The organism is Prauserella shujinwangii (assembly GCF_003001955.1).
Lineage (GTDB): Bacteria > Actinomycetota > Actinomycetes > Mycobacteriales > Pseudonocardiaceae > Qaidamihabitans > Qaidamihabitans shujinwangii.
The window spans coordinates 45,507-65,391 of the sequence record NZ_PVNH01000011.1 but is presented as its reverse complement, the minus strand read 5'-3'; the positions used below and the strand labels follow the sequence as shown (position 1 = coordinate 65,391).

22 protein-coding genes and 1 pseudogene are annotated in these 19,885 nt (G+C 72.6%); 11 read left to right on the top strand and 12 right to left on the bottom strand.

Annotation, left to right across the window (positions count from 1 at the left end):
• The first annotated feature begins 68 nt into the window (after positions 1-68).
• On the top strand, positions 69-434 hold the full coding sequence (locus B0I33_RS24480; protein ID WP_106181239.1) for a hypothetical protein: 366 nt from the start codon (positions 69-71) through the stop codon (positions 432-434).
• Positions 427-837: a hypothetical protein gene (locus B0I33_RS24475; protein WP_245901012.1), complete on the top strand. Its 411-nt coding sequence runs from the start codon at positions 427-429 to the stop codon at positions 835-837. Before B0I33_RS24480 ends, B0I33_RS24475 begins: the two co-directional genes overlap by 8 nt.
• Here the strand turns inward: B0I33_RS24475 and B0I33_RS24470 are convergent.
• From B0I33_RS24470 to B0I33_RS24455, 4 genes are all read right to left on the bottom strand, one after another.
• Entirely contained in the window at positions 818-1,168 is a 351-nt protein-coding gene (locus tag B0I33_RS24470) for a hypothetical protein (protein WP_106181237.1), read from the bottom strand. The two genes, B0I33_RS24475 and B0I33_RS24470, sit on opposite strands and share 20 nt — an antisense overlap.
• A 31-nt stretch (positions 1,169-1,199) precedes the next feature.
• The gene (locus B0I33_RS24465) at positions 1,200-2,087 is read right to left on the bottom strand and encodes a M56 family metallopeptidase (RefSeq protein WP_106181236.1); all 888 of its coding nucleotides are present in this window, start codon (positions 2,085-2,087) and stop codon (positions 1,200-1,202) included.
• Positions 2,084-2,443 (bottom strand): BlaI/MecI/CopY family transcriptional regulator, encoded by a 360-nt coding sequence (locus B0I33_RS24460; RefSeq protein WP_106181235.1) that lies wholly within the window; start codon positions 2,441-2,443, stop codon positions 2,084-2,086. The genes B0I33_RS24465 and B0I33_RS24460 overlap by 4 nt, the downstream gene beginning before the upstream one ends.
• Positions 2,444-2,525: 82 nt before the next feature.
• Positions 2,526-4,118: a PucR family transcriptional regulator gene (locus B0I33_RS24455; protein ID WP_106181234.1), complete on the bottom strand. Its 1,593-nt coding sequence runs from the start codon at positions 4,116-4,118 to the stop codon at positions 2,526-2,528.
• Between the two features lie 62 nt (positions 4,119-4,180).
• Here B0I33_RS24455 and pruA point away from each other — a divergent pair, with 62 nt between their 5' ends.
• Both pruA and B0I33_RS24445 read left to right on the top strand, forming a co-directional pair.
• Positions 4,181-5,806: an L-glutamate gamma-semialdehyde dehydrogenase gene (gene pruA / locus B0I33_RS24450; protein ID WP_106181233.1), complete on the top strand. Its 1,626-nt coding sequence runs from the start codon at positions 4,181-4,183 to the stop codon at positions 5,804-5,806.
• Between the two features lie 24 nt (positions 5,807-5,830).
• On the top strand, positions 5,831-6,757 hold the full coding sequence (locus B0I33_RS24445; RefSeq protein WP_106181232.1) for a proline dehydrogenase family protein: 927 nt from the start codon (positions 5,831-5,833) through the stop codon (positions 6,755-6,757).
• 50 nt (positions 6,758-6,807) lie between these two features.
• Here the strand turns inward: B0I33_RS24445 and B0I33_RS24440 are convergent, their stop codons facing one another.
• The 3 genes from B0I33_RS24440 to B0I33_RS24430 form a co-directional block, all read right to left on the bottom strand.
• Positions 6,808-7,062 (bottom strand): Prokaryotic metallothionein, encoded by a 255-nt coding sequence (locus B0I33_RS24440; RefSeq protein ID WP_106181231.1) that lies wholly within the window; start codon positions 7,060-7,062, stop codon positions 6,808-6,810.
• Positions 7,063-7,123: 61 nt separating this feature from the next.
• Positions 7,124-7,912: a crotonase/enoyl-CoA hydratase family protein gene (locus B0I33_RS24435; RefSeq protein WP_106181230.1), complete on the bottom strand. Its 789-nt coding sequence runs from the start codon at positions 7,910-7,912 to the stop codon at positions 7,124-7,126.
• Positions 7,909-9,969, bottom strand: coding sequence for an MMPL family transporter (locus B0I33_RS24430; protein WP_106181229.1), 2,061 nt, complete (start codon positions 9,967-9,969; stop codon positions 7,909-7,911). Before B0I33_RS24430 ends, B0I33_RS24435 begins: the two co-directional genes overlap by 4 nt.
• Before the next feature lie 93 nt (positions 9,970-10,062).
• Between B0I33_RS24430 and B0I33_RS24425 the strand changes: the two genes are divergently transcribed.
• Positions 10,063-10,566, top strand: coding sequence for a MarR family winged helix-turn-helix transcriptional regulator (locus tag B0I33_RS24425; protein WP_106181228.1), 504 nt, complete (start codon positions 10,063-10,065; stop codon positions 10,564-10,566).
• Between the two features lie 53 nt (positions 10,567-10,619).
• Here B0I33_RS24425 and aztD read toward each other — a convergent pair whose 3' ends face one another.
• From aztD to aztB, 3 genes and pseudogenes are all read right to left on the bottom strand, one after another.
• Positions 10,620-11,798: a zinc metallochaperone AztD gene (aztD, locus tag B0I33_RS24420; protein ID WP_106181227.1), complete on the bottom strand. Its 1,179-nt coding sequence runs from the start codon at positions 11,796-11,798 to the stop codon at positions 10,620-10,622.
• A 28-nt stretch (positions 11,799-11,826) separates the two neighbouring features.
• Positions 11,827-12,753: a zinc ABC transporter substrate-binding protein AztC gene (gene aztC / locus B0I33_RS24415; protein WP_106181226.1), complete on the bottom strand. Its 927-nt coding sequence runs from the start codon at positions 12,751-12,753 to the stop codon at positions 11,827-11,829.
• A gap of 1,169 nt (positions 12,754-13,922) precedes the next feature.
• Positions 13,923-14,729 (bottom strand): annotated as a pseudogene (gene aztB / locus B0I33_RS30565) (zinc ABC transporter permease AztB); the annotation flags it as partial.
• Positions 14,730-14,779: 50 nt separating this feature from the next.
• Here aztB and aztA point away from each other — a divergent pair.
• From aztA to B0I33_RS24385, 5 genes are read left to right on the top strand one after another with little or no spacing between them, the layout of a single operon-like run.
• The gene (aztA, locus tag B0I33_RS24405; RefSeq protein ID WP_106181224.1) at positions 14,780-15,508 is read left to right on the top strand and encodes a zinc ABC transporter ATP-binding protein AztA; all 729 of its coding nucleotides are present in this window, start codon (positions 14,780-14,782) and stop codon (positions 15,506-15,508) included.
• Positions 15,509-15,539: 31 nt separating this feature from the next.
• Positions 15,540-15,857 (top strand): SAV_915 family protein, encoded by a 318-nt coding sequence (locus tag B0I33_RS30560; RefSeq protein WP_106181223.1) that lies wholly within the window; start codon positions 15,540-15,542, stop codon positions 15,855-15,857.
• Positions 15,854-16,138: a hypothetical protein gene (locus B0I33_RS24395; RefSeq protein WP_106181222.1), complete on the top strand. Its 285-nt coding sequence runs from the start codon at positions 15,854-15,856 to the stop codon at positions 16,136-16,138. The genes B0I33_RS30560 and B0I33_RS24395 overlap by 4 nt, the downstream gene beginning before the upstream one ends.
• Positions 16,139-16,141: 3 nt before the next feature.
• The gene (locus tag B0I33_RS24390) at positions 16,142-17,305 is read left to right on the top strand and encodes a hypothetical protein (RefSeq protein WP_106181221.1); all 1,164 of its coding nucleotides are present in this window, start codon (positions 16,142-16,144) and stop codon (positions 17,303-17,305) included.
• Positions 17,292-18,122 (top strand): hypothetical protein, encoded by an 831-nt coding sequence (locus B0I33_RS24385; protein WP_146147556.1) that lies wholly within the window; start codon positions 17,292-17,294, stop codon positions 18,120-18,122. Before B0I33_RS24390 ends, B0I33_RS24385 begins: the two co-directional genes overlap by 14 nt.
• Here the strand turns inward: B0I33_RS24385 and B0I33_RS24380 are convergent.
• Both B0I33_RS24380 and B0I33_RS24375 read right to left on the bottom strand, forming a co-directional pair.
• Positions 18,119-18,490 (bottom strand): putative quinol monooxygenase, encoded by a 372-nt coding sequence (locus tag B0I33_RS24380; protein WP_219927257.1) that lies wholly within the window; start codon positions 18,488-18,490, stop codon positions 18,119-18,121. The two genes, B0I33_RS24385 and B0I33_RS24380, sit on opposite strands and share 4 nt — an antisense overlap.
• Before the next feature lie 17 nt (positions 18,491-18,507).
• Complete coding sequence (locus B0I33_RS24375; protein WP_106181219.1) at positions 18,508-19,140, bottom strand: maleylpyruvate isomerase family mycothiol-dependent enzyme; 633 nt, start codon at positions 19,138-19,140, stop codon at positions 18,508-18,510.
• 101 nt (positions 19,141-19,241) lie between these two features.
• Between B0I33_RS24375 and B0I33_RS24370 the strand changes: the two genes are divergently transcribed.
• On the top strand, positions 19,242-19,883 hold the full coding sequence (locus B0I33_RS24370; protein WP_106181218.1) for a LysE family translocator: 642 nt from the start codon (positions 19,242-19,244) through the stop codon (positions 19,881-19,883).
• Positions 19,884-19,885: the final 2 nt, after the last annotated feature.

The window sequence follows — 19,885 nt, the reverse complement described above, 5'->3', positions numbered from 1 at the left end:
CGGGCCGCACGTGAGCTGTCGAGTGAGGCCACTATGCTACACGAGGTAGTAGGCCGACGGGAGGAACCGTGATCTCTGAGTTCGCCGTCGCGGTGGCGCTGTCCGCGCTCGCCGTCGCGGTGTGGAGCTTCGTGCTCGTCGCCCGGAACCGGCCCCCGCAGCGGGCCCTGCTGGCCGGGCTGGCCGCGGTGGAGGTCCTGCTGATCGCGCAGGCGGTGCTCGCGGCCGTGCTCCTCATCGCGGGGGAGCGGCCGGGCAGCATGCCGACCTTCATCGGGTACCTGGCGGGCTCACTCGTGGTACTGCCGCTCGGTACCGTGTGGGCGCTGGCCGAGCGCAGCCGGTCGGCGACCGCGGTGCTCGGCGTCGCGTGCGTCACCGTCTCCGTGCTGGTGCTGCGCCTGTACGAGGTCTGGGGTGGAGCCGGTGCCTGACGTTCCCGCCACGGCCAGCGGGCCCGGCCGCGTGCTCGTGGCCGTCTACGCGATCTTCGCGGTCGCCGCGACCTCCCGCGCGGGCGTCCAGATCGCCACCAGGTTCGACGAGGCGCCGCTGCCCTACGCGCTGTCGGCGTTCGCCGCGGTCGTCTACGTGCTCGCGACCATCGCGCTGGCCCGCTCCGGCGTGACCTGGTGGCGGGTGGCGCTCGCCGCCTGCTCGGTGGAGCTGGCCGGCGTGCTGACGGTCGGGGTGCTGAGCATCGCGGACGCCGCGGCGTTCCCCGACGAGACGGTGTGGTCCGACTTCGGACGCGGCTACCTCTTCATCCCGCTCGTGCTTCCCGTGGTGGGACTGCTCTGGCTGCGCCGCACCGCGCCTACCAGAACACCGCGATGATCACGTTGACCACGGTGAGCCCACCGACCGCGGCGACGAGGCCCCGGTCCGCGAGATCCCGCCTGCGGTAGAGCACGAGCGCGAGCACCAGCACGGCGACGGCGACCACGAGCTTCACCGCGATCTTGGTGTTGTTCACGTCCGAGTCCACCAGGCCGGCCGAGGCGATGCCGGTGAGCGCCAGCCCGGTGATCACCTGCAGGATCGCGCTGTGCAGCATGGCCGCGAACGCCGCGGCGGCCTTCGCCGTGTAGTGGATCAGGACACCGCTGAGGATGCCCGCCATGCCGAGCAGGTGCAGGACCACCAGTACGTCGTAGACGATTTCCATGGCGGAAATTTACTACATCACGTAGTAACAGTCAGAGGGGCACGGCGAACAACGCCGTGGATGTCGCGAGCGCGCAGACGACGAGCGAACCCGCCACCATCCGGCCGAGCGGGAAGCCGGGCCGCCCCGGCTCGCGCAGCCGCCGGATACGAGCCTGCACCGAGGTGGTCGCCACCGCGAGCGCGCCGGCCGGGGTGCCGCCGAACCCGCTGGCGTGGAAGCGTTCCAGCGCGCTCGCGAGTGGTTCCCTGCCGTGCTGCCGTGCCGCCTTGTCGTCGGCACACATCTCGACGAGCAGTTCGATGGTCTCGCAGACGCGGGCGAGCAGCGCGTTGCCGGGGAGCAGCCCGCGCAGCGCCTGGAACGGGGCCACGACGAGATGGTGCCGCTCCCTCGCGTGCGCCCGCTCGTGGGCCAGCACCGCGTCCAGCTCGGCGTCGGTGAGCAGGCGGCGCGCGCCCGCGCTCACCACGATCCGGGGCGTGCGGCCGGGCAGGCAGTAGGCGACCGCGACCGGATGATCCACCACCAGCGCGTCCGTCCCCTGCCTCGCGACAAGCTGGAGGAGCAGGCGGTGCCGGGCGCGGGCGCGAGCGGTGCTCACCAGCGAGAGCAGCTGGTTGACCACGAGCCACCCGGCGAGCGTGAGGCCCGCGGCCACCGCCGTGAGATGCCAGGCGTCCAGCACCTGCCACCGGCCAGGCAGGTCGACCAGCGCGGGGACCAGCCCCCGGCGGTACGGCGCGAGGCCGAACGCGAGCAGCGCGCCGATGGTGGACACCACGAGCGTCAGTCCGGAAAGCTGCCAGAGGACGAGCGCGGTCCGCGGGTGCGCGTGCGTCCAGCGCCCCCGCAGGAGCCAGAGCGCCACCATCGCGGCCACCCCGAAGGCCGCGAGCTGGTGCCCCACGATGATCACGTCTCGCCCCGCTCCAAAGCCTGACGCAGCGCGTCCGCCTCGTCGTTGCTGACCGACTGCGCGAACCTGACCAGTGCGGAACCCCGGTCGCCGGTGAGCTTGAGCGCTTCGAGCATCAGCTCCGCCACGTACTCCTCGCGGCTGGCCGCCGGCGCGTACAGCCACGCGCGTCCCGCGCGCTCGCGCCGCACGACGTTCTTGGCCGCCAGCCGCGTGAGCACCGTCATCACGGTGGTGTAGGCCAGGTCCCGATCAGCCAGCTCGGCGTGTACGGCACGGACACTGAGCGGCTCGTTCCGCGCCCAGAGCACGTCCATGACCGCGCGCTCCAGTTCTCCGAGCCTCGCCACGTCCACCCTTTCGCCGTTCGTCAGCCGAGATTCAATCACGAATCGGCCCGTAGGAGGCCACGCGGACAGGGAACGTTCGGGCGGGCCCCTAACCCGGCCTCTGGGTGAGCAGGAGCTGGAGGTGGCAGGCGAGCCGGGACCGCGGATCGGCGAGGTCGACCCCGCTCACCGCGGCCGCCCTGCGCACCCGGTGGCGCACCGTATTCGGGTGCACGTGCAGGGCGTTCGCCGCCGCCCGCACGTCCCCCAGCGCGTCCAGGTAGGCGAGCAGCGTCGGCCCGATGTCGGTGCCGTGCTCGGCGTCGTGCCTGGTCAACGCGGTCACCGCCGGGTCGCGCAGGCCGGGCTGCTCCCGCAGCAGCGCGGCGACCGCGCCGAGCAGCACCTCGGCCCGCAGGTCGGCGATCGTGGCCGCCACGCGGTCGGAACCCATCGCGTCGAGCACGCGATCCGCCTCGGCGCGCGACGTGACCACTTCGGCCAGCCCGGTCACGGGCGAACCGATGCCCGCCTGCACCCGCACACCCGTCCGCCGCCGCAGGATCAGGGCGATGTCGGCGACGAGGGCACCGAGCTGGCGGGTGTCCGCATCGCCTGCGACGCCGGGAAGCACCCCGTAGATCCGGGAGCCGGAGGCGCCGACCAGCGCCCCGCGCCGGTAGGAAGCCAGGTGCATCGACACCATGTCGATGGCTTCGACCCGGTGCAGCTCGTGGGCGGGGCGGTCGGCGATCACCTCCCGCACGGCGTACGCGACCACGACCGCGGGTGTCGCCGGGTCCAGCCCGAGGCGGCCGGCCACCAGGTCGGCGCTCGCGGTGCCGTCGAGCAGGCCGGTCACCAGCCGCTGCGGCGAGCGGTCCCCTCCGCTGCGGCCCCGCAGCAACTGCACGGCCGCGAGGCGGGCGGCGCCGAGCAGCGCGCTCTCCGCGCGTTCGGCGAACGGCTCGCGACCCTCCTGCACCCAGATCGTGCCGAGGTGCTGCGAGCCGGCTCGGATGCCGACGGCCAGCCTGCGCCGGATGCCGAGCTCGGGATGCTCGTCGATCCGTACCACGTCCTCGCCGGAGCGCAACCGCTGGAACACGCCCCACTCGCGGAGGAGGGCGAGGTAGGTCTCCGGCCCTTCCCAGCCCAGGATCGACAGCCTGCGCAGCTCGTCCACCTCGTCGTCGGAACGGGAGTAGGCCAGCACCCGGTTGCCCGCGTCCTCGATGCTCACGCTGCCCGCGGTCAGGACCGCAAGCGTTTGCGCCAGGGAGAACAGGTCGCCGGGTTCGGCGTCGCCGAGGCCCTCCGCGAGCGCGGCGGCGTCGAGCACCTCGCGGACCAGCGTGCCGAACTGGTCCCAGCGGATGTCCGCGGCGACGCCGACGAGGGCCACCCCGGCCTCGGCCGCCACGTCCGCCAGCCGCTCCGCGGGCGGGCCCGCCTTCACCGCGACCGCGGCCGCACCACCGCGCGCCGCGGCCCGGACGTACCGGGCAGCCTCGCGGCCCCTGGCGCCGATCACCAGCACCAGCTCACCCGGGTAGCTGCCCGGCTCGTCGTCGGGATCGAGGATCGCGACGCCCCGCACGACCGGGTCCAACGCCGGCGTCCACGACTCGACCAGCGGCTCGCCGATCGCGACGAGCAACTGCCGCAGGGTGACACCTTTGTTCGATCCGACAAGGGACATCGCACAACGTTAGCCGACCAGACAACGCGGCACGAGCCCGCCGCTGCTTACCGTCATGCGTTATGGACGCGATCACGAGCCCGCCCGCGCCGCGCAACGAGCCGGTGCGCGACTACGCCCCCGGCTCCCCCGAGCGGGAGAGCCTGTCCCGCACGCTCGCCGACCTCGCCGGCCAGCGGTTCGAGCTGACCGCGACGATCGACGGCGAGCAGCACCTGCCGAGCGGTAACCGGATCGACGTCGTCCAGCCGCACCACCACGCCCACGTGCTCGGCACCACGGCCAACACGACCCACGAGGACGCGAAGGCGGCCGTCGAAGCGGCGCTGCGGGCGGGCGAGTCGTGGCGCAGGCTGCCGTTCGACGAGCGTGCCGCCGTCCTGCTGCGCGCGGCCGATCTGCTCTCCGGCCCGTGGCGGGACACGCTGAACGCGGCCACCATGCTCGGCCAGTCCAAGACCGTGGCGCAGGCCGAGATCGACTCCGCGTGCGAGCTCGCCGACTTCTGGCGGTTCAACGTGCACTACGCGCGCCAGCTGATGACCGGCCAGCCGGAGAGCGCGCCCGGCGCGTGGAACCGGCTGGACTACCGGCCGCTGGAGGGCTTCGTCTACGCGATCACGCCGTTCAACTTCACCGCGATCGCGGGCAACCTGCCCACCGCCCCCGCCCTCATGGGCAACACCGTCCTGTGGAAGCCGTCGCCGACGCAGGGGCTGGCCGCGCACCTGACGATGCGCCTGCTCGAGGAGGCGGGCCTCCCGCCGGGCGTGATCAACCTGCTGCCCGGCGACGGGCTGGCCGTCTCCGACGTGGCGCTCGCCGACCCGGCGCTGGCCGGGATCCACTTCACCGGATCCACGCGGACGTTCCAGCACCTCTGGGCGACCGTGGGCGCGAACATCTCCGGCTACCGCACCTACCCCAGGCTGGTCGGCGAGACCGGTGGCAAGGACTTCGTGGTCGCCCACCCCAGCGCGGACGTGGACGTGCTGCGCACCGCGCTCGTGCGGGGCGCCTTCGAGTTCCAGGGCCAGAAGTGCTCCGCGGCCTCACGCGCGTTCATCCCGAGGTCGGTGTGGCAGCGGCTGCGCGACGACCTCGCCGCCGAGGTGGACTCGCTCGCCGTCGGCGACGTCACGGACTTCTCGAACTTCATGGGCGCCGTCATCGACCGGCGTGCGTTCGACCGGCTCGCGGCCGTGCAGCGGATGGCTCACGAGACCGACTCGCTGGAGGTGATCGCGGGCGGCACCGCCGACGACTCCCGCGGTTACTTCGTGCGTCCGACCGTGCTCGTCGGCTCCGACCCGACGCACGAGGTGTTCCGCACCGAGTACTTCGGCCCGGTGCTCGCGGTGTACGTGTACGAGGACGCCGACTACGACCGCGTGCTGCACGAGATCGACCGCGGCGCGGACTACGGGCTGACCGGCGCGGTCGTCGCCCGCGACCGGGCCGCCATCGAGCGGGCCGCGGAGGTGCTCCGCTTCGCGGCGGGCAACTTCTACGTCAACGACAAGCCGACCGGCGCGGTCGTCGGGCAGCAGCCGTTCGGCGGCGCCCGCGGCTCCGGCACCAACGACAAGGCGGGCTCGGTCTACAACCTGCTCCGCTGGGTCAGCCCGCGCACGGTCAAGGAGACGTTCGTTCCGCCGGTGCGCTCCTCGTACCCGCACCAGCTCTGATCCTCCTCCGCCGAAGGAGCCCCCATGCTGCGCTCGACCCTGCTCGCCGCCGCCCGGTCCCCGCACTGCCGCTCGGCCGCCGAGCGCACGCCGTTCCTGCGCCCGATCGTCGACCGGTTCGTCGCGGGGACCGACGTCGACTCGGCCGTGCGCACGGCGGGGGAGCTGGCGACCGACCGGTTCGTCACCCTCGATCACCTCGGGGAGGACACGACCGACCGGCGGCAGGTGGAGGTCACCGTCGAGGCGTACCGGACGCTGCTGTCCCGGCTCGCCTGGGCCGGGCTCTCCGGGCGGGCCGAGGTGTCGGTGAAGCTGTCCGCGCTCGGTCAGGCGCTGCCGGTGGACGGGGAGAAGGTCGCGCTCGACGCGGCGCGGCGGATCTGCGCGGCGGCGGCCGGGGCGGGCACGACGGTGACCGTCGACATGGAGGACCACACGACCACCGACTCGACGCTGTCGATCGTGCGGGACCTGCGGCTCGACTTCCCCGGCACGGGCGCGGTGCTGCAGGCGTACCTGCGGCGTACCGAGGCCGACTGCGCCGACCTGGCCGGGCCGGGTTCGCGGGTGCGGCTGTGCAAGGGCGCCTACGACGAGCCCGCCTCGGTCGCCTTCCGGGACAAGTCCGAAGTGGACCGATCCTACGTGCGGTGCCTCCGGGTACTGCTGGGCGGTCAGGGTCATCCCATGATCGCCACCCATGACGACCGGCTGCTCGCGATCGCCGAGGACCTCGCGGCGCGGGCGGGCCGGACGGCGGGGGACCACGAGTTCCAGATGCTGTACGGCGTACGCCCGGACCTCCAGCGGCGGATCGCCGCACGCGGTCACCGGATGCGCGTGTACGTGCCGTACGGCACCGAGTGGTACCCGTACTTCATGCGGCGCCTCGGCGAGCGGCCGGCGAACCTGGCCTTCTTCGCCCGTGCCCTCGGCTCCGGCTCGTGAGTGAAGAACGTGGTGAGAACCACGATTCTCACTCACGAGCCGGGGACCGCTCAGCTGGTGGTCGAGACGGCGTCGCGAGCCTGCACACCCTCCCGGGTGGTCTCCCGGGCGCAGTGGGCGCAGCAGTAGAACTGGCCGTCGACCTGCACACCGTGGCCCATCACCCGGCAGCCGCAGTGCTCGCAGATGGGCGCCAGCCGGTGGACGGCGCACTCGAACGAGTCGAACGTGTGCCTGCCGCCGCCCGCGGTGTGGACCTCGAAGGCCAGCTCGTACTCGTTGCCACAGACTTCACAGGTAGCCATGGGATGTCACCTCCGTGCCGTATGCGCAGATAGGCATTCCCGCATGGCGCGCGCGAAAACGTCAGCGGCCGATGAACCGTGCCTGCCTCCGCTCGACGAAGCTGCGCAGCCCCTCCTGCGCGTCGTCGCTGCCGACGATGCCGGGCAGGACGCTCCGCAGGTGGTCGGCGGCGGCGCGTTCGGAGTCCGACCGCAGCGCGACCCTGGCGTTGGCCAGCGTGCCCTGGACACCGAGCGGCGCCTGCGCCGCGATGAGGTGCGCCAGTTCCGTGGCCCGGTCGAGCTGGGTCCCCGCGGGCACGACCTCCTGCACCAACCCGATGCGGTGGGCCTCGGCGGCGCCGAACTCCTCACCGGTGAGCAGGAACCGCATCGCGTTGCCCCAGCCGAGCTGGGCGGGGGCCCGCATGGTCGCCCCGCCGAACGGCAGGATGCCCCTGCCGACCTCCAGTTGCCGGAAGCGCACGTCGTCGGCGGCCACCACGATGTCGCAGGCCAGCGCGAGCTCGATGGACAGGGTGAAGGCGATGCCCTGCACGGCCAGCACGACCGGCTTGCCGACGGGCTCCTTCCACAACCCGAACGGGTCGTGCCTGCCCTCGCCCGAGAGCGCACCGGGCCCGTGCTCGGTGACGGCCGGGAAGACGTCGGCGAGGTCGAGTCCCGCACTGAAGTGGTCACCGTGCCCGAACAGCACGCCGGCGCGCAGTTCGGGGTCGTCGGCCAGCACGTCGTAGGCGCGCCCGACCTCCTCGATGGTGCGCAGGTCCCAGGCGTTGCGCTTGGCGGCGCGGTCGACTCCGATCAGCAGGACGTGGCCGTCGCGCTCGACGGTGACTCGGTCGGTCATGAACGCATGCTCTCATCCCGCCTGGCCAGCGCGGACGGCCACCAGACGCGCTTGCCGATGTCGACGGTGAGCGCGGGCACGAGCAGCGACCGCACCACGAACGTGTCGAGCAGCACCCCGAACGCGACGATGAACGCCATCTGCGCCAGGAACAGGATCGGCAGCACCGCCAGCGCGGAGAACGTCGCGGCGAGCACCACGCCCGCCGAGGTGATGACCCCGCCGGTGACCGTGAGCCCGCGCAACGTGCCCGCCCGGGTGCCGATGCGCGTGGTCTCCTCCCGCACCCGGGTCATGAGGAAGATGTTGTAGTCGATGCCGAGCGCCACCAGGAAGACGAAGGCGAACAGCGGCACCGCCGGATCGGCGCCGGGGAAGTCGAGCAGGTGGTTGAACACCAGGGCGGACACGCCCATCGTCGCGGCGAACGAGAGCACGACGGTGGTGATGAGCAGCAGTGGCGCGAGCAGCGCCCGCAGCAGCAGGGCCAGCACCGCGAACACCACGGCGAGCACGATCGGGATGATCACCCTGCGGTCGCGCTCGGACGTCTGCTGCGTGTCCAGCAGCTCGGCCGACTGGCCGCCGACCAGCGCGTTCGGCCCGGGCACGTCGTGTACGGCCGCGCGGAGGCGCTGCACGGTCGCGAGCGCGGCCTCCGAGTCGGCAGGCGCATCCAGCGTGGCCTCGATCTGGACCAGGCCGTTCACGACCCGCGGCTGCCCGCCCGGCGTGGTGGTGACGCGCGCCTCGACCACGCCGGGCACCTGCCGGGTCTCGCGCAGCACCCGTTGCGCCGCGTCGGCGTCGGCGAGCACGATCGCGGGAGCGCCGACGCCGCCGGGGAAGTGCTCGCCGAGGACCTCCTGGCCGGTCACCGACTCGACCTTGTTGAGGAAGACCTCGGACTGCGAGGTCCCGCTGGCCTGCAGTTGCGGGAAGAACGCCGCGCACCCGATCAGGACGAGCGCGGTGATCGCCCAGACGACGCGCGGGCGGCGGTCGACGCCGCCCGCGACCCGCCGCCAGATCCCGCGCTGTTCCGGGTGCTCGGAGCCGAGCTTCGGCCGGAACGGCCAGAACGCCGACCTGCCGAACAGCGCGAGCGCGGACGGCAGGAACGTGGTGGAGGCCAGCAGTGCCGCGGCGATCCCGATGGCGGCGACCGGCCCGAGGTCCTGGTTCGACCGGAGGTTGCTGAACAGCAGGCAGAGCACGCCGAGGATCACCGTCCCCGCGGAGGCGGCGATGGGTTCGATGGTGGCGCGCCACGACTTCCGCATCGCGAGATAGCGATCGCCGGTGTCGCGTAGTTCCTCCCGGAACCGGGACACGAGCAGCAACGCGTAGTCGGTCGCGGCCCCGAAGACCAGGATGAACAGGATGCCCTGGCTCTGTCCGTTGAGCGAGAGCGCACCGGCGTCGGTCAGCAGGTACACGACGAGGCTCGCGAGGCCGAGCGCGAAGAGGGCGGACAGCAGCACGATGACGGGGAGCAGCGGGCTCCGGTAGACGATCACCAGGATGAGCGCCACGACGGTGCCCGCGACGAGCAGGAGCAGCCCGTCGATGCCGCTGAACGCGTCCACCAGGTCGGCGACCTGCGCGGCGGGTCCGGTCACGTATACCGAGAGCCCGGCCGGTTTCCCCTGTTCGAGGAGGTTCCGCAGCTGTTCGACGCCCTGCGCGGGTTCGTCCGTGAACGGGACGACGACCTGCAGCGCCTGACCGTCCTCGGACGGGATCACCGGTGAGGCCGGCTGCCGCGCGCCACGCACCGAACCCACCTCGGCGACACGCTGCCGCAGGTACGACCGGTCGGCCTGGGTGATCCCGGACTCGCGCTCGGCCACGACGATGGCGGGGAGGGCATCGGTGCCCGCGAACTGCCGCCGCAGCTCGGCCACCTTCGTCGCCTCCGCCGACTCGGGGAGGAACGCCGCGAACTCGTTTTCGGCGACGTCGCTGAGCTTGCCCGCGTACGGGCCACCGAAACCACCGATGGCGAGCCAGGCGAGCACGAGCAGTGCCGGGATCAGCCAGCGGCGTCGGGGCATCCGGATCTCCCTAATTCGATCGTCGAACTATCCCAGCGTCAAAGGGTATGCTGGCTCGCCGGGCTACGGCAAACCGACGGGAGCGAGACGAACGTGACATCCGCTCACGAAAAGGATGAGGGCTTCGACGACACCGCGCTGATCAGGAAGCTGCGGCAGCTGACGGTGGAGACCGATCACTTCGCGGAGATCTTCCGCACGGCCCACCACCTGCACCGCACGGACCTGAACGCGCTGACCGTGATCATGGACGCCACCCTCGGTGGCCGGTCGCTCAGCCCGGGAGAGCTGGCGGAGGCGCTGCATCTCAGCGCGTCGGCCACCACGGCCCTGCTTGACCGGCTGGAGGCGGCGGGCCACGTCGTGCGCGACCGCAGCGGCGAGGATCGCAGGCGCATCGAACTCCGGATCCGCGAACCGGCGAGGGAACTCGGGCGACGGTTCTTCGGCCCCCTCGGCACCGAGCTGGCACGCGAGTGGAGCGGGTTCACCCCCGAGGAGCGGCAGGTGATCCGGCGCTTCCTGACGGCCACCATCGAGGCCACCGTGCGGACCCGGGGGCGCCTGGCCCGGGGCGAGGAGGGCCACCCCTCGTGAGTGCTTTCCGTTGTTCTAACAACGTTCTGCACTCACGAGGGGTGACCAGGCACTCAGTGGCCGTGGAGCACGCCGCTGAGCTCGTTGGGCGCCTGGGGCAACGTGACCGTGGCGGTCTTCTCACCCGACGCGAGGTCCACCGCGTGCACCTCCTTCTTCGCCGGGTCGGACACGTAGGCCGTGCCACCACGGACGAAGATCGCCGGGCGCGGCTGCTGCCAGTCCAGCGGCTCCCGCCACGACTCCGCCAGCACCGGGATCGTCCGCACGACCTTCGCCTTCTCGGGGTCGATCACGTGGATCCGGCCGTCCGTGCCGAGCACCAGCGCCTCACCCTCGGGGCCGCGGGCCAGCGACCGGAACGTGTAGCTCGCGCCGAGCTCGACCCGCCGGAGGCTGCCGTTCCTGGTGTCAATCAGCGACACCTGCTCGGGCCGTTCCAACTCGGCGTCCGGGTCCTGCTTGTAGTCGCCGAGCACGATCGGGGAGACGTCCGTCCCGGCCTGGTTGCCGATCCGGCCGTACTCGGTCGGGCTCGGCACCTTCGTGATCTCGCCGTCGCGGTAGACCAGGACGCCGTCCTCGCAGCCGATCACGACGGCCTCGCCCTGTGCGGTCGCCTCCCCGTGCACGCCGGGGCACTGCTCGTTGCGGGCGATCTCCTCGCGGTTCTCGTCCAGGACCGCGATCCCGACCCGTTCCTCCTCGGTGCCCAGCGTCACGACGAGCTCGCCGTTCTCCAGTTCGATCGCGACGCCGTGGTGCGGCGCGGCCGCCTGGTAGACCTCCGTCTCCGGTTCACCGTTGCCCAGGTCGTGCGGGTCGAAGATCCGGACCTCGCCGGTGCCGTCGGTGAACAGCACCGTCTTGTCCGCGTGCCGCACGACGTGCCCCGGCTTCTCCCCGGGGAACTCGACGTCGGTCAGCCTGCCCGCCGCGGCGTCCAGCACCCGGAAACCGTCCGCTGTGGACACCAGGACGTGCCTGTCGTCACCTGCCGGGTTGACCCGGTTGAACCCGGCGAGCTCGATGTCCTCGGCCAGCTCCAGGGTCTTCCCGTCGAGGACGTACAGTCCGCCGTCGTACGTGGTGACGATCGGTTCGGCGATCGTGGCGGTCCCCGTGGCTCCCGCCGTGTCGACCTGCTGCCCGTCCTCCGCGCCGCACGCGCTCGCGACGAGCGCCCCGGTGAGCACGGTGGTCAGCAAGGCCAGCCGTCTTTGTCGCAGCATGCTTCCTCTTTCCTCGTTCCTTCTCGGTTCAGCCGGGCACGAGCCCGGTGACGATGTCCTCGGTGTTGGAGCGCATGAGCTCCACGTAGCTGCTCGCCCCCTGGCCCGGCGCACTCAGCGACTCGGTGAACAGGTCGACGACGCCGACCCGCACCCCCGCCTGCTCGGCGAGCACGCGGGCCAGCCGGTCGGGTTGAGACGAGTCGGCGAAGACGGTCGGCACGCCGGCCCGGCGGATGGTGTCCGCCAGTGACTTCAGGTCGGCGGCGCTCGGCGACGCGAGCGTGGTGCCACTCGGGATCACCGCGCCCACGACGTCGAAGCCGAACCGGTGGGCGAGGTAACCGAAGACATGGTGGTTGGTCACGAGCTTGCGCCGCTCGACGGGAATCCGCGCGAACTCGGCGGCCATCCAGTCGTCCAGCCGCCGCAGCTCGCCGGCGTACCGGGCGGCGTTCGCCCGGATCCGGTCGGCGTCGACCCCCTCGACGTGCCGCACCACCTGCTCGGCGATCACCTCGACGGCCCTGCGTGCGCGGGCGGGGTCGGTCCAGAAGTGCGGGTCCGGCGTGCCTGCCGACTCGCCGGAGGCGTAGTCGAGGGGATCGACGTGCTCGGCGACCGCCACGGTCGCGACACCCGACTCCCGCGCCGCCCGCACGTTCCGGAGCACGCCCTCCTCCAGACCGAGTCCGTTGTAGACGACCAGCCCCGCGGTCTCCATCCGGGCGGCCTCCTGCGCCGAGATGGCGAACGAGTGCGGGTTGGCGTTCGGCTTCATCAGCACGGTCACCTCGGCCTCGTCGCCGACGATGGTGCGGGTGAGGTCGCCGAGGATGTTGGTGGTGACCACCACACCGGCGCGTTCGGCACCGCCCGCCGCGCACCCGGTGACGGCGGCCAGCACGAGCGCCAGGACGAGCGGCAGTGTCCTCCTCGACCGCACCGCCCTCATCGGCCCGTCTCCACCAGGTAGGTGGACCGGATATCCAGCTCGAACGTCCTGGCGACCCTGAGGTCGTCGGCGTAGTCGATCTCGTGGACGGTGCGGGCCGCGATGTCGTTGACGTAGGCGCGGCTGGTGTCGATCTCGATCACCGGTCGTGGTCCTCCCTCGGTCACCGGATGCGCGAGCACCCGCTTCCGCGCGATCTCCCTCCCGGATTCGCTGTCGAAGGCGCGCAGCGTGCCGTCGGCGGTCAGGGCCAGCAGCGGGGTGCCCGCCCCGGCGGTGTTCGCGGCGATGACGGGACCGGCCCCGACGAGCCGCCACGTGCGTGCGTCCAGGTCGAGCGCCCAGAGTCCGCGGTCCCCGGCGCGCGCGACGAGGGTCGTGCCGCCCGCCCGGTGCGCGAACTCGCGCGCGCGGTCGGCCTCGGCGACTCCGGCGGGGTAGCGGATCTTCTCGCCGGTGAAGGCGTCGTCGTCCTCGGTCACCAGCAGGGCGCCGTCGGCACAGCCGAAGACGACACCCCGGCGGGTCACGGCCTCCCCGCTCGGCCGGGGGCACGGCTCCGCCACGACCGCCCGCCGTTCGCCCTCCGGTGTCCGCACCTCCACCGCGTCGCCCGAGGGCACCAGCACCTGTCCCGCGTACGGCACCGCGCCCGCCTCGCCCTGCCGGTCGAGCGTGCCGGTCCCGCCGACGGTGCCCGCCTCCAGCCGGGTCCGGTCCAGCAACCGTGCTCCGCCGACGGCGAAGGACACCACGGTCCGGGCGGCGTCGCCGTGCACGGCGATCGTCCGGCCACCGTCGACCGTCCCCACCGCACGGATCGGGGCACGGTAGTAGTGCACGTGGTCGCCGTGGTCGACCGTCCACACCCCACTGTCGATGACGTGCACCGCGCCGCCCGCGGAGTCGAGGTAGGCGAACCGGCCGTCGCCGTGCAGCCCGCGGACCGCGTCGACGTCCCCCGCCTCGGTCACCTCGCCCGTGAGCAGGTCGACGACCCGGACGGCGCCGCTGTCCGCGTCGGCCACCACCAGCCGTGGCTGCGCCTCGGCGACTTCCTCCGCGCCCTCGACGTAGCCGTGTGGCACGGAAGGCTGGGAACTGGCCGGGTCCGCCGTCCCCGGGCCGCACGCGACGAGGAGCAGGGCCGCGCCCGCGGCCACCTTTCCCTTCAGCCGCACGGCGAGCGCGGAGACGAAGAACAGGGCGACGGAGACGGCGACGATGGTCGCGCCTGCCGAGGTCCCGAAGTGCCAGGAGACCAGCAGTCCGGCCACGACCGAGACCGCGCCGAGCAGTGCCGCCCCCACCATGATCGCCGGAACGCGCCGTGCCCACAGCAGCGCGGCCGCGGGTGGCGCCACGAGCAGGCCGAACACCAGCAGCGTGCCGACGACGTGGAAGGACGCGACGACGGCGAGCGTCACCAGGCCGAGCAGCGCGGCGTTCGCCCAGCGCGGCCGCAGCCCGAGGGTGTGTGCCTTGCGCGGATCGAACGCCAGCGCGACGAACGACCGGTAGCCGAGCGCGGAGACCAGCGCGGCGAGGACGACCGCGGCGGCGAGGAACGCGAGGTCGGCGGCTCGTACGGCCAGCACGTCACCGAAGAGGAAGCCGGTCAGGTCGACCGCGAAGGACCGCGAGTGCGACACGATGATCACGCCGAGCGCGAGCATGCCGACGAACAGCAGGCCGATGCTGGTGTCCCGGGACAGCCGCGACCAGCGGCCGAGCGCGGTGACCCCCGCCGCCATCGCACCGGCGCTGAGCGCCGCGCCGAGCATCAGGTTGCCGCCGAGCAGGGACGCGACCGCGACGCCCGGCAGCATGCCGTGCGCCATGGCGTCGCCGAGGAACGCCATTCCCCGCAACACCACCCAGGTGCCGACCAGCGCGCAGACGAGGGCGACGAGGAGCCCGCCCCACAGCGCCCGCTGCATGAAGGAGACCTCGAACGGGGCGATCAACCAGTGCACGGCGAGTCACCCTATAGTGAAAATGGTTATCGTTACAAACAGGGAGAGGCATGCCACATCGCTCCGAGGACGCCGAGGTCGTGGTACGCCGGCTCGTGGTCGCCTACGGCCACCGGGCGGTGCTGCACGGGGTGACCGCGCGGATTCCCCGAGCCGCGTCGACGGTCGTCGTCGGGCACAACGGGTCCGGCAAGTCGACGCTGCTGGGGGCGATCGCGGGCGTCGTACGGCCGGTGTCGGGCACCGTCGAGCGGCGGGACGCGGGGCGGCCCGCGCTCGTGACGCAGCGCAGCACGGTGCCCGACACGCTGCCGATCACCGTCCGCGAGGCCGTCTCGATGGGACGGTGGGCACGCCGGGGCATGTGGCGGAGGCTGTCCAGGACGGACCGGGCGATGGTGCACGAGTGCCTGACCCGGCTGGGCATCCAGGACCTGGCCGCACGGCAGCTGGGTGAGCTGTCCGGCGGCCAGCGGCAGCGGGCGCTGGTGGCACAGGGACTGGCCCAGGAGTCGGACCTGCTGCTGCTCGACGAGCCGACGGCGGGTCTGGACACGAAGGCACGGGAGTGCATCGCCGAGGTGCTGGCCGAGGTGACCGCCCGGGGCACCACGGTGGTCCAGGCCACGCACGACCTTACCGAGGCACTGCGGGCCGACCACTGTCTCCTGCTGCGGGACGGCAGCCTGGCCGCGGAAGGCCCACCGGCCGACGTCCTGCGGGCGGTCCGAAACCGGGCCGGATTCCCGGGAACCGAGCCGGAGTGGGCGGCGTCCTAGCGGCGACCCGACCACCAGCCCAGGACACGCCATGGACACCACTGAGGACACACCCGCCGCCGGGAAGCCCCTGCCCCGCGAGTTCCCGCCCGTCGTCTACCTGCCGTGTGTCGAGACCGTCACCGACCCCGAACAGGCCCGCATCGCGATGCGAACGACGAGGGACGGCCGCGTCGCCCTGCTCGCCTACTCCGCACTCGACCGGCTGCACGACTGCTGCGGCCGCAACCAGCCGTGGATCGTCCTGCCCACGGCCGCGCTGGACGCGCTCCAGCAGGCGCAGCCCTTCCAGCTGGTGCTGCTCGACGTCGTGATCCCGGAGGACAAGCGGCAGGAGGGCGCCGCATGAGCGGCCACGACGTCGACTACGACGTCCTCGACGGCATCGCCAGCACCCTCCGCAACGCGAGCGCCGACGTCGACGCGCTCGGCAACTCGGTGCCCGGGACCCCCGACGCGGGCGACGCCACCCCGGCCGTGACCGGGATCCTCGCGCACCTGGTCGAGAACGCGAGCGCGTTCGTGCTCGGCGCGGCGGGCGCGGGCGACGACGTCGCCTCGGCCAACGCCGCGTACCGGGACCAGGACGCGGCCGCCCGCGACGACGTCCACAACGCCGGAGCGAGGTGACCCGTGTCGATCGACACCAGGATCGAGGGGAATCCGGAGAGCGTCCGCGGTGCGGCTGACTGGCTGCGCGGCTCGCTCGGCGACACCGTGTCGCAGGCCGCGACGCAGGTCTACCACGCGCGCAACCGGGCTGACGCCGGCTGGCAGGGCCCCGCAGGGGAGGCCTTCCGCGCCAGGATGACCACCGGGGCGGAGAAGACCGACGAGCTCGCCTCGGCGGCGGTCGACGCCGCACAGAGCTTCGACACCTACGCCGCTGACCTGCAGCGCGCCCAGGACGACATGCGTTCCGTCCGGCAGCGTGCCGCGACCGCGGGACTCACCGTGAACGGCGACACGATCGAGCACCCCGGACCCGCGCCCGCCGATCCGGGCGACGCACCGACCGGCGCGGACGCCACCCCGGAAGCCCTCGCCGCGCACTCCGACGCGGTCACCGCCTCCCGCGCGCACGCCCAGAAGGTCGAGGCGTACAACACGGCGAAGACGGACGCCGACGCCGCCCGGCACATCGCCAAGGTCGCCGCGGACACGCTGAAGAACGTCTGGGCCGACGTCACCCAGAAATGGTTCCTGGTGGTCGGCGACCTCACGGCGGGCGCCGCGGGCACGCTGGCCGCCAAGCACTCGTCGATCCTCAAGAACCAGGCGAAGTTCCTCGCCGACGAGTCCGCGAAGTTCCTGGAGCGGGCCCGCACCGCGCCGTCCGGCACGAGCGCCGCGCAGATCTACCGCGACTTCGACCTCGGCCGGGCGGCTGCCTACCAGGCGGACGATGTCGCGACCGCGGCACGGAACGTCGACGCGAACGCCGCGAGGTGGGGCCTGCGGGCAGGGGGCGCGCTGGCGGTCGCCGGCATCGCCTACGACATCGCGAACGGCAAACCCGCCACCCAGGCGATCGTCTCCGGCGGTCTGGGCTTCGGCGCGTCGGTGGCGGCAGGGGCCGCGATCGGCACCCTCATCCCGGTCCCGGTCGTCGGCACGGCGGTAGGCGCGGTGGGCGGCGCCGTGGTAGGAGTGTTCACGTCAGGACTCGTCGATTCGCTCTGGCAGAACGGAGTCGGCGACGTCGGCGGAGCGATCGAGGACGGGTTCGAAGCAGTGGGCGATGCGGGAGAGGCCATCGGCGGCCTGGCCAAGGACGCGTGGGATGCGATCTTCTGACGCGCTGGCACGGCCACCGGAATGGCCCGCCCGCGATCCCGCCAGGTACCGGTCAGCGATCGTGTTCGTCACGGCGATCGGCGCGCTGTGCGTCGCCGCCGGGATCGGCTTCGTCGCCGTCGGGCTGGCGTCCGCACTCGGCTACGCCCTGCTGCTCGGCGTGCTGTTCTTCCTGACCGCCGCGTACGGCCTGGTGACGAAGGTCCGCCGGGCGCCACGGCCGGACGATGTCGCGATCACCGAGTACGAGGGCAGGCCCGCCACCGAGATCAGGTACTCGGGACCGGCCTTCCTCGTGCTCGGTGCGCTGGTGGGGTGCCTGGCGGCGCTCTGCACGCTCGCGGCGGTGGACTTCGCCACGGCGGGCGACGAGGTCCCCGCGGCGCCCGTGGCCGCCGTCCTGTGCGGCCTCGGTGCGGGCTTCTTCCTGAGCTTCTTCGTGTTCGTGGCCATCGGCAGGCTGAGCCGGGGACGGCTCGTGCTGGCGCCGCAGGGCATCCACCAGCGTGGCCGCGCGTTCACCTCGTTCCTCCCGTGGGAGGCCTTCGCCGGGGTCAAGGCGGCCGACAACGGCACGCCCGAAGCGCTCGTGATCGCCTACGCCAACGCGCCGTGGGACCGGCGGCAGCTCGGCGGCGTCTGGAAGCTGGACAAGCTGCCGCCCGTGCCGATGATCGAGATCGACACGACGAACTTCGCCGTCGACCCGGTCGTGCTGTACCACCTGGTGCGGTTCTACGTGGAGAATCCGGAAGCCCGCGCGGAGCTGGGCACCGAGACGTCCCTGCAGCGCGTGCGGACGGCCGCGTTCGGCTAGGTCGGCCGGGGCACGCCCAACCCGCCGACGACGGTCAGCTGCTGGCCGGTGAACTCACCGGTGAGCATCGGCATCGCCTTCCCGATCGACTCCTTCACCTCGGGCAGGTCGAGGGAGGCCTGGTGGTGCGCAGCGGACTCCCACACCTCGTTGACCCAGACCGTGTCGGGATCGGTGTCCGACACGCTCACGACGTACAGGTGGCAGCCCGCGTCGCGCAGCCGCTCGACGCCGTCGAGCAGGATGGCGACCACCGCATCGCGATGGCCGGGCTTGACCTTCATCGAACCGTTGTGGCCGTACGGCATGAGTCCCTCCCCGGTGAGCCACGGGCGGACCATCCCGCCCAGGTGGCGACAGCCTGCCACCGGGGTACGACATCCGGTCAGCCGCTCGCCACACCGGCCCGGGCGGCGAGAATGCGCTGCCCGGGACCGCTCAACTCGGGCACGGCCGCGCCACGACCGGCGACGGCCATCAGGATGGCCTCGGCCTTGCCGCGGACCTCGGGCCCCCTTCCGTGCGACCACTCGTGGTCCGTCGCGACCAGCCGGAGTCCCCTGGCACGCCGGATCGCGCCGATCGGCGGCGCGATCAACGCCCGCCGGAGGGCGGGGAGCAGGCGTTCGGCCGGGATCTCGCGGGGCCTGCCGAGCGCGCGCCGGATGTCCTGGTGGTGGATCATGCCGTCGACCAGTCCGACCATGCCGCCGAACGCGGCGGTCAGGCCCCGCGGCCGCAGGTGCCGGTCGAGCAGGCCCAGCAGCGCGTCCGGGGACAGCCCGGCCAGCTCGCTCACCCCGATCGCGTTCGCCCTGTCCAGGGCGAACCGGCCACGGGCCAGTCGGCGCAGCAGCGCCCGGACGGCCAGGTCGTCGTAGCTGATGACGTGCGCGACGACGTCCCGGACCCGCCACTGCGAGCAGAGCGTCGGCGCGTCCCACTCGGCCGGTTCGAGGGTGCCGAGGAACGCCGCCAGGTCGGCCCGTTCCTGCGTGGCCAGCGTCATCAGGTCCATCCGCCACCTCCCTGTGTGAACCGCGCCACAGTAGCGCGCGCACCGCGGTCCCGGCCGGGAAATCGGTGGGCGGCGCTGCGCCGTTGTGCTGTGATGGCTCCGTGGACCTCTCCGTGCTGCTCGCCTTCACGGCCGCCGCGCTGGTCATCAGCGTCGTGCCCGGGCCGGACATGATGTTCGTCGTCGCCAACGGCATCGCCCGCGGCCGCCGGGCTGGTCTGGTGGCGGCGCTGGGCATGTCGACGGGGCTCGCGGTGCACACGGTCGCGGCCGCGCTCGGCCTCGGCACCTTGCTGCACGCCGCGCCCGCGGTGCTCGACGCGGTCCGCATCGTCGGCGCCGCGTTCCTGGTCTACCTGGCCGTGACGACGCTGCGCTCCCGAACGCGGATCGACGACCGGCCGGTCGACCAGGCCACCGGCCACCGCTCCCTGCGCCGCACCTACCTGATGGCGGTGCTGACCAACCTGGCCAATCCCAAGGTGATCCTCTTCTTCCTCGCGTTCTTCCCGCAGTTCCTCGTCGCCGACGGCGGATGGCCTGCCTGGGTGCAGTTCCTGGTCCTCGGGGCGGTGTTCATCGCGGTCGGCCTGACCGTCGACGGCACCGTGGGCCTGGCGGCGGGCACGCTGTCGGCGCTGCTGCTGCGGCGGCCGTCGGTGCAGCGCTGGCTGGACCGGATCTCGGCGGCGATCTTCGGTGCGCTCGCCGTACGCCTGGTCGCCGACCAGACCGGCCATTGAGG

Bases quoted from the DNA above. Each gene is read 5' to 3' on its own strand.
- B0I33_RS30560 (WP_106181223.1), top strand. From the start codon at position 15,540: ATGGACACCACTGAGGACACACCCGCCGCCGGGAAGCCCCTGCCCCGC.
- B0I33_RS24470 (WP_106181237.1), bottom strand. From the start codon at position 1,168: ATGGAAATCGTCTACGACGTACTGGTGGTCCTGCACCTGCTCGGCATG.
- B0I33_RS24445 (WP_106181232.1), top strand. From the start codon at position 5,831: ATGCTGCGCTCGACCCTGCTCGCCGCCGCCCGGTCCCCGCACTGCCGC.
- B0I33_RS24395 (WP_106181222.1), top strand. From the start codon at position 15,854: ATGAGCGGCCACGACGTCGACTACGACGTCCTCGACGGCATCGCCAGC.
- aztD (WP_106181227.1), bottom strand. From the start codon at position 11,798: ATGCTGCGACAAAGACGGCTGGCCTTGCTGACCACCGTGCTCACCGGG.
- pruA (WP_106181233.1), top strand. From the start codon at position 4,181: ATGGACGCGATCACGAGCCCGCCCGCGCCGCGCAACGAGCCGGTGCGC.
- aztA (WP_106181224.1), top strand. From the start codon at position 14,780: ATGCCACATCGCTCCGAGGACGCCGAGGTCGTGGTACGCCGGCTCGTG.
- B0I33_RS24435 (WP_106181230.1), bottom strand. From the start codon at position 7,912: ATGACCGACCGAGTCACCGTCGAGCGCGACGGCCACGTCCTGCTGATC.
- B0I33_RS24375 (WP_106181219.1), bottom strand. From the start codon at position 19,140: ATGGACCTGATGACGCTGGCCACGCAGGAACGGGCCGACCTGGCGGCG.
- B0I33_RS24440 (WP_106181231.1), bottom strand. From the start codon at position 7,062: ATGGCTACCTGTGAAGTCTGTGGCAACGAGTACGAGCTGGCCTTCGAG.
- B0I33_RS24455 (WP_106181234.1), bottom strand. From the start codon at position 4,118: ATGTCCCTTGTCGGATCGAACAAAGGTGTCACCCTGCGGCAGTTGCTC.
- aztC (WP_106181226.1), bottom strand. From the start codon at position 12,753: ATGAGGGCGGTGCGGTCGAGGAGGACACTGCCGCTCGTCCTGGCGCTC.
- B0I33_RS24385 (WP_146147556.1), top strand. From the start codon at position 17,292: ATGCGATCTTCTGACGCGCTGGCACGGCCACCGGAATGGCCCGCCCGC.
- B0I33_RS24430 (WP_106181229.1), bottom strand. From the start codon at position 9,969: ATGCCCCGACGCCGCTGGCTGATCCCGGCACTGCTCGTGCTCGCCTGG.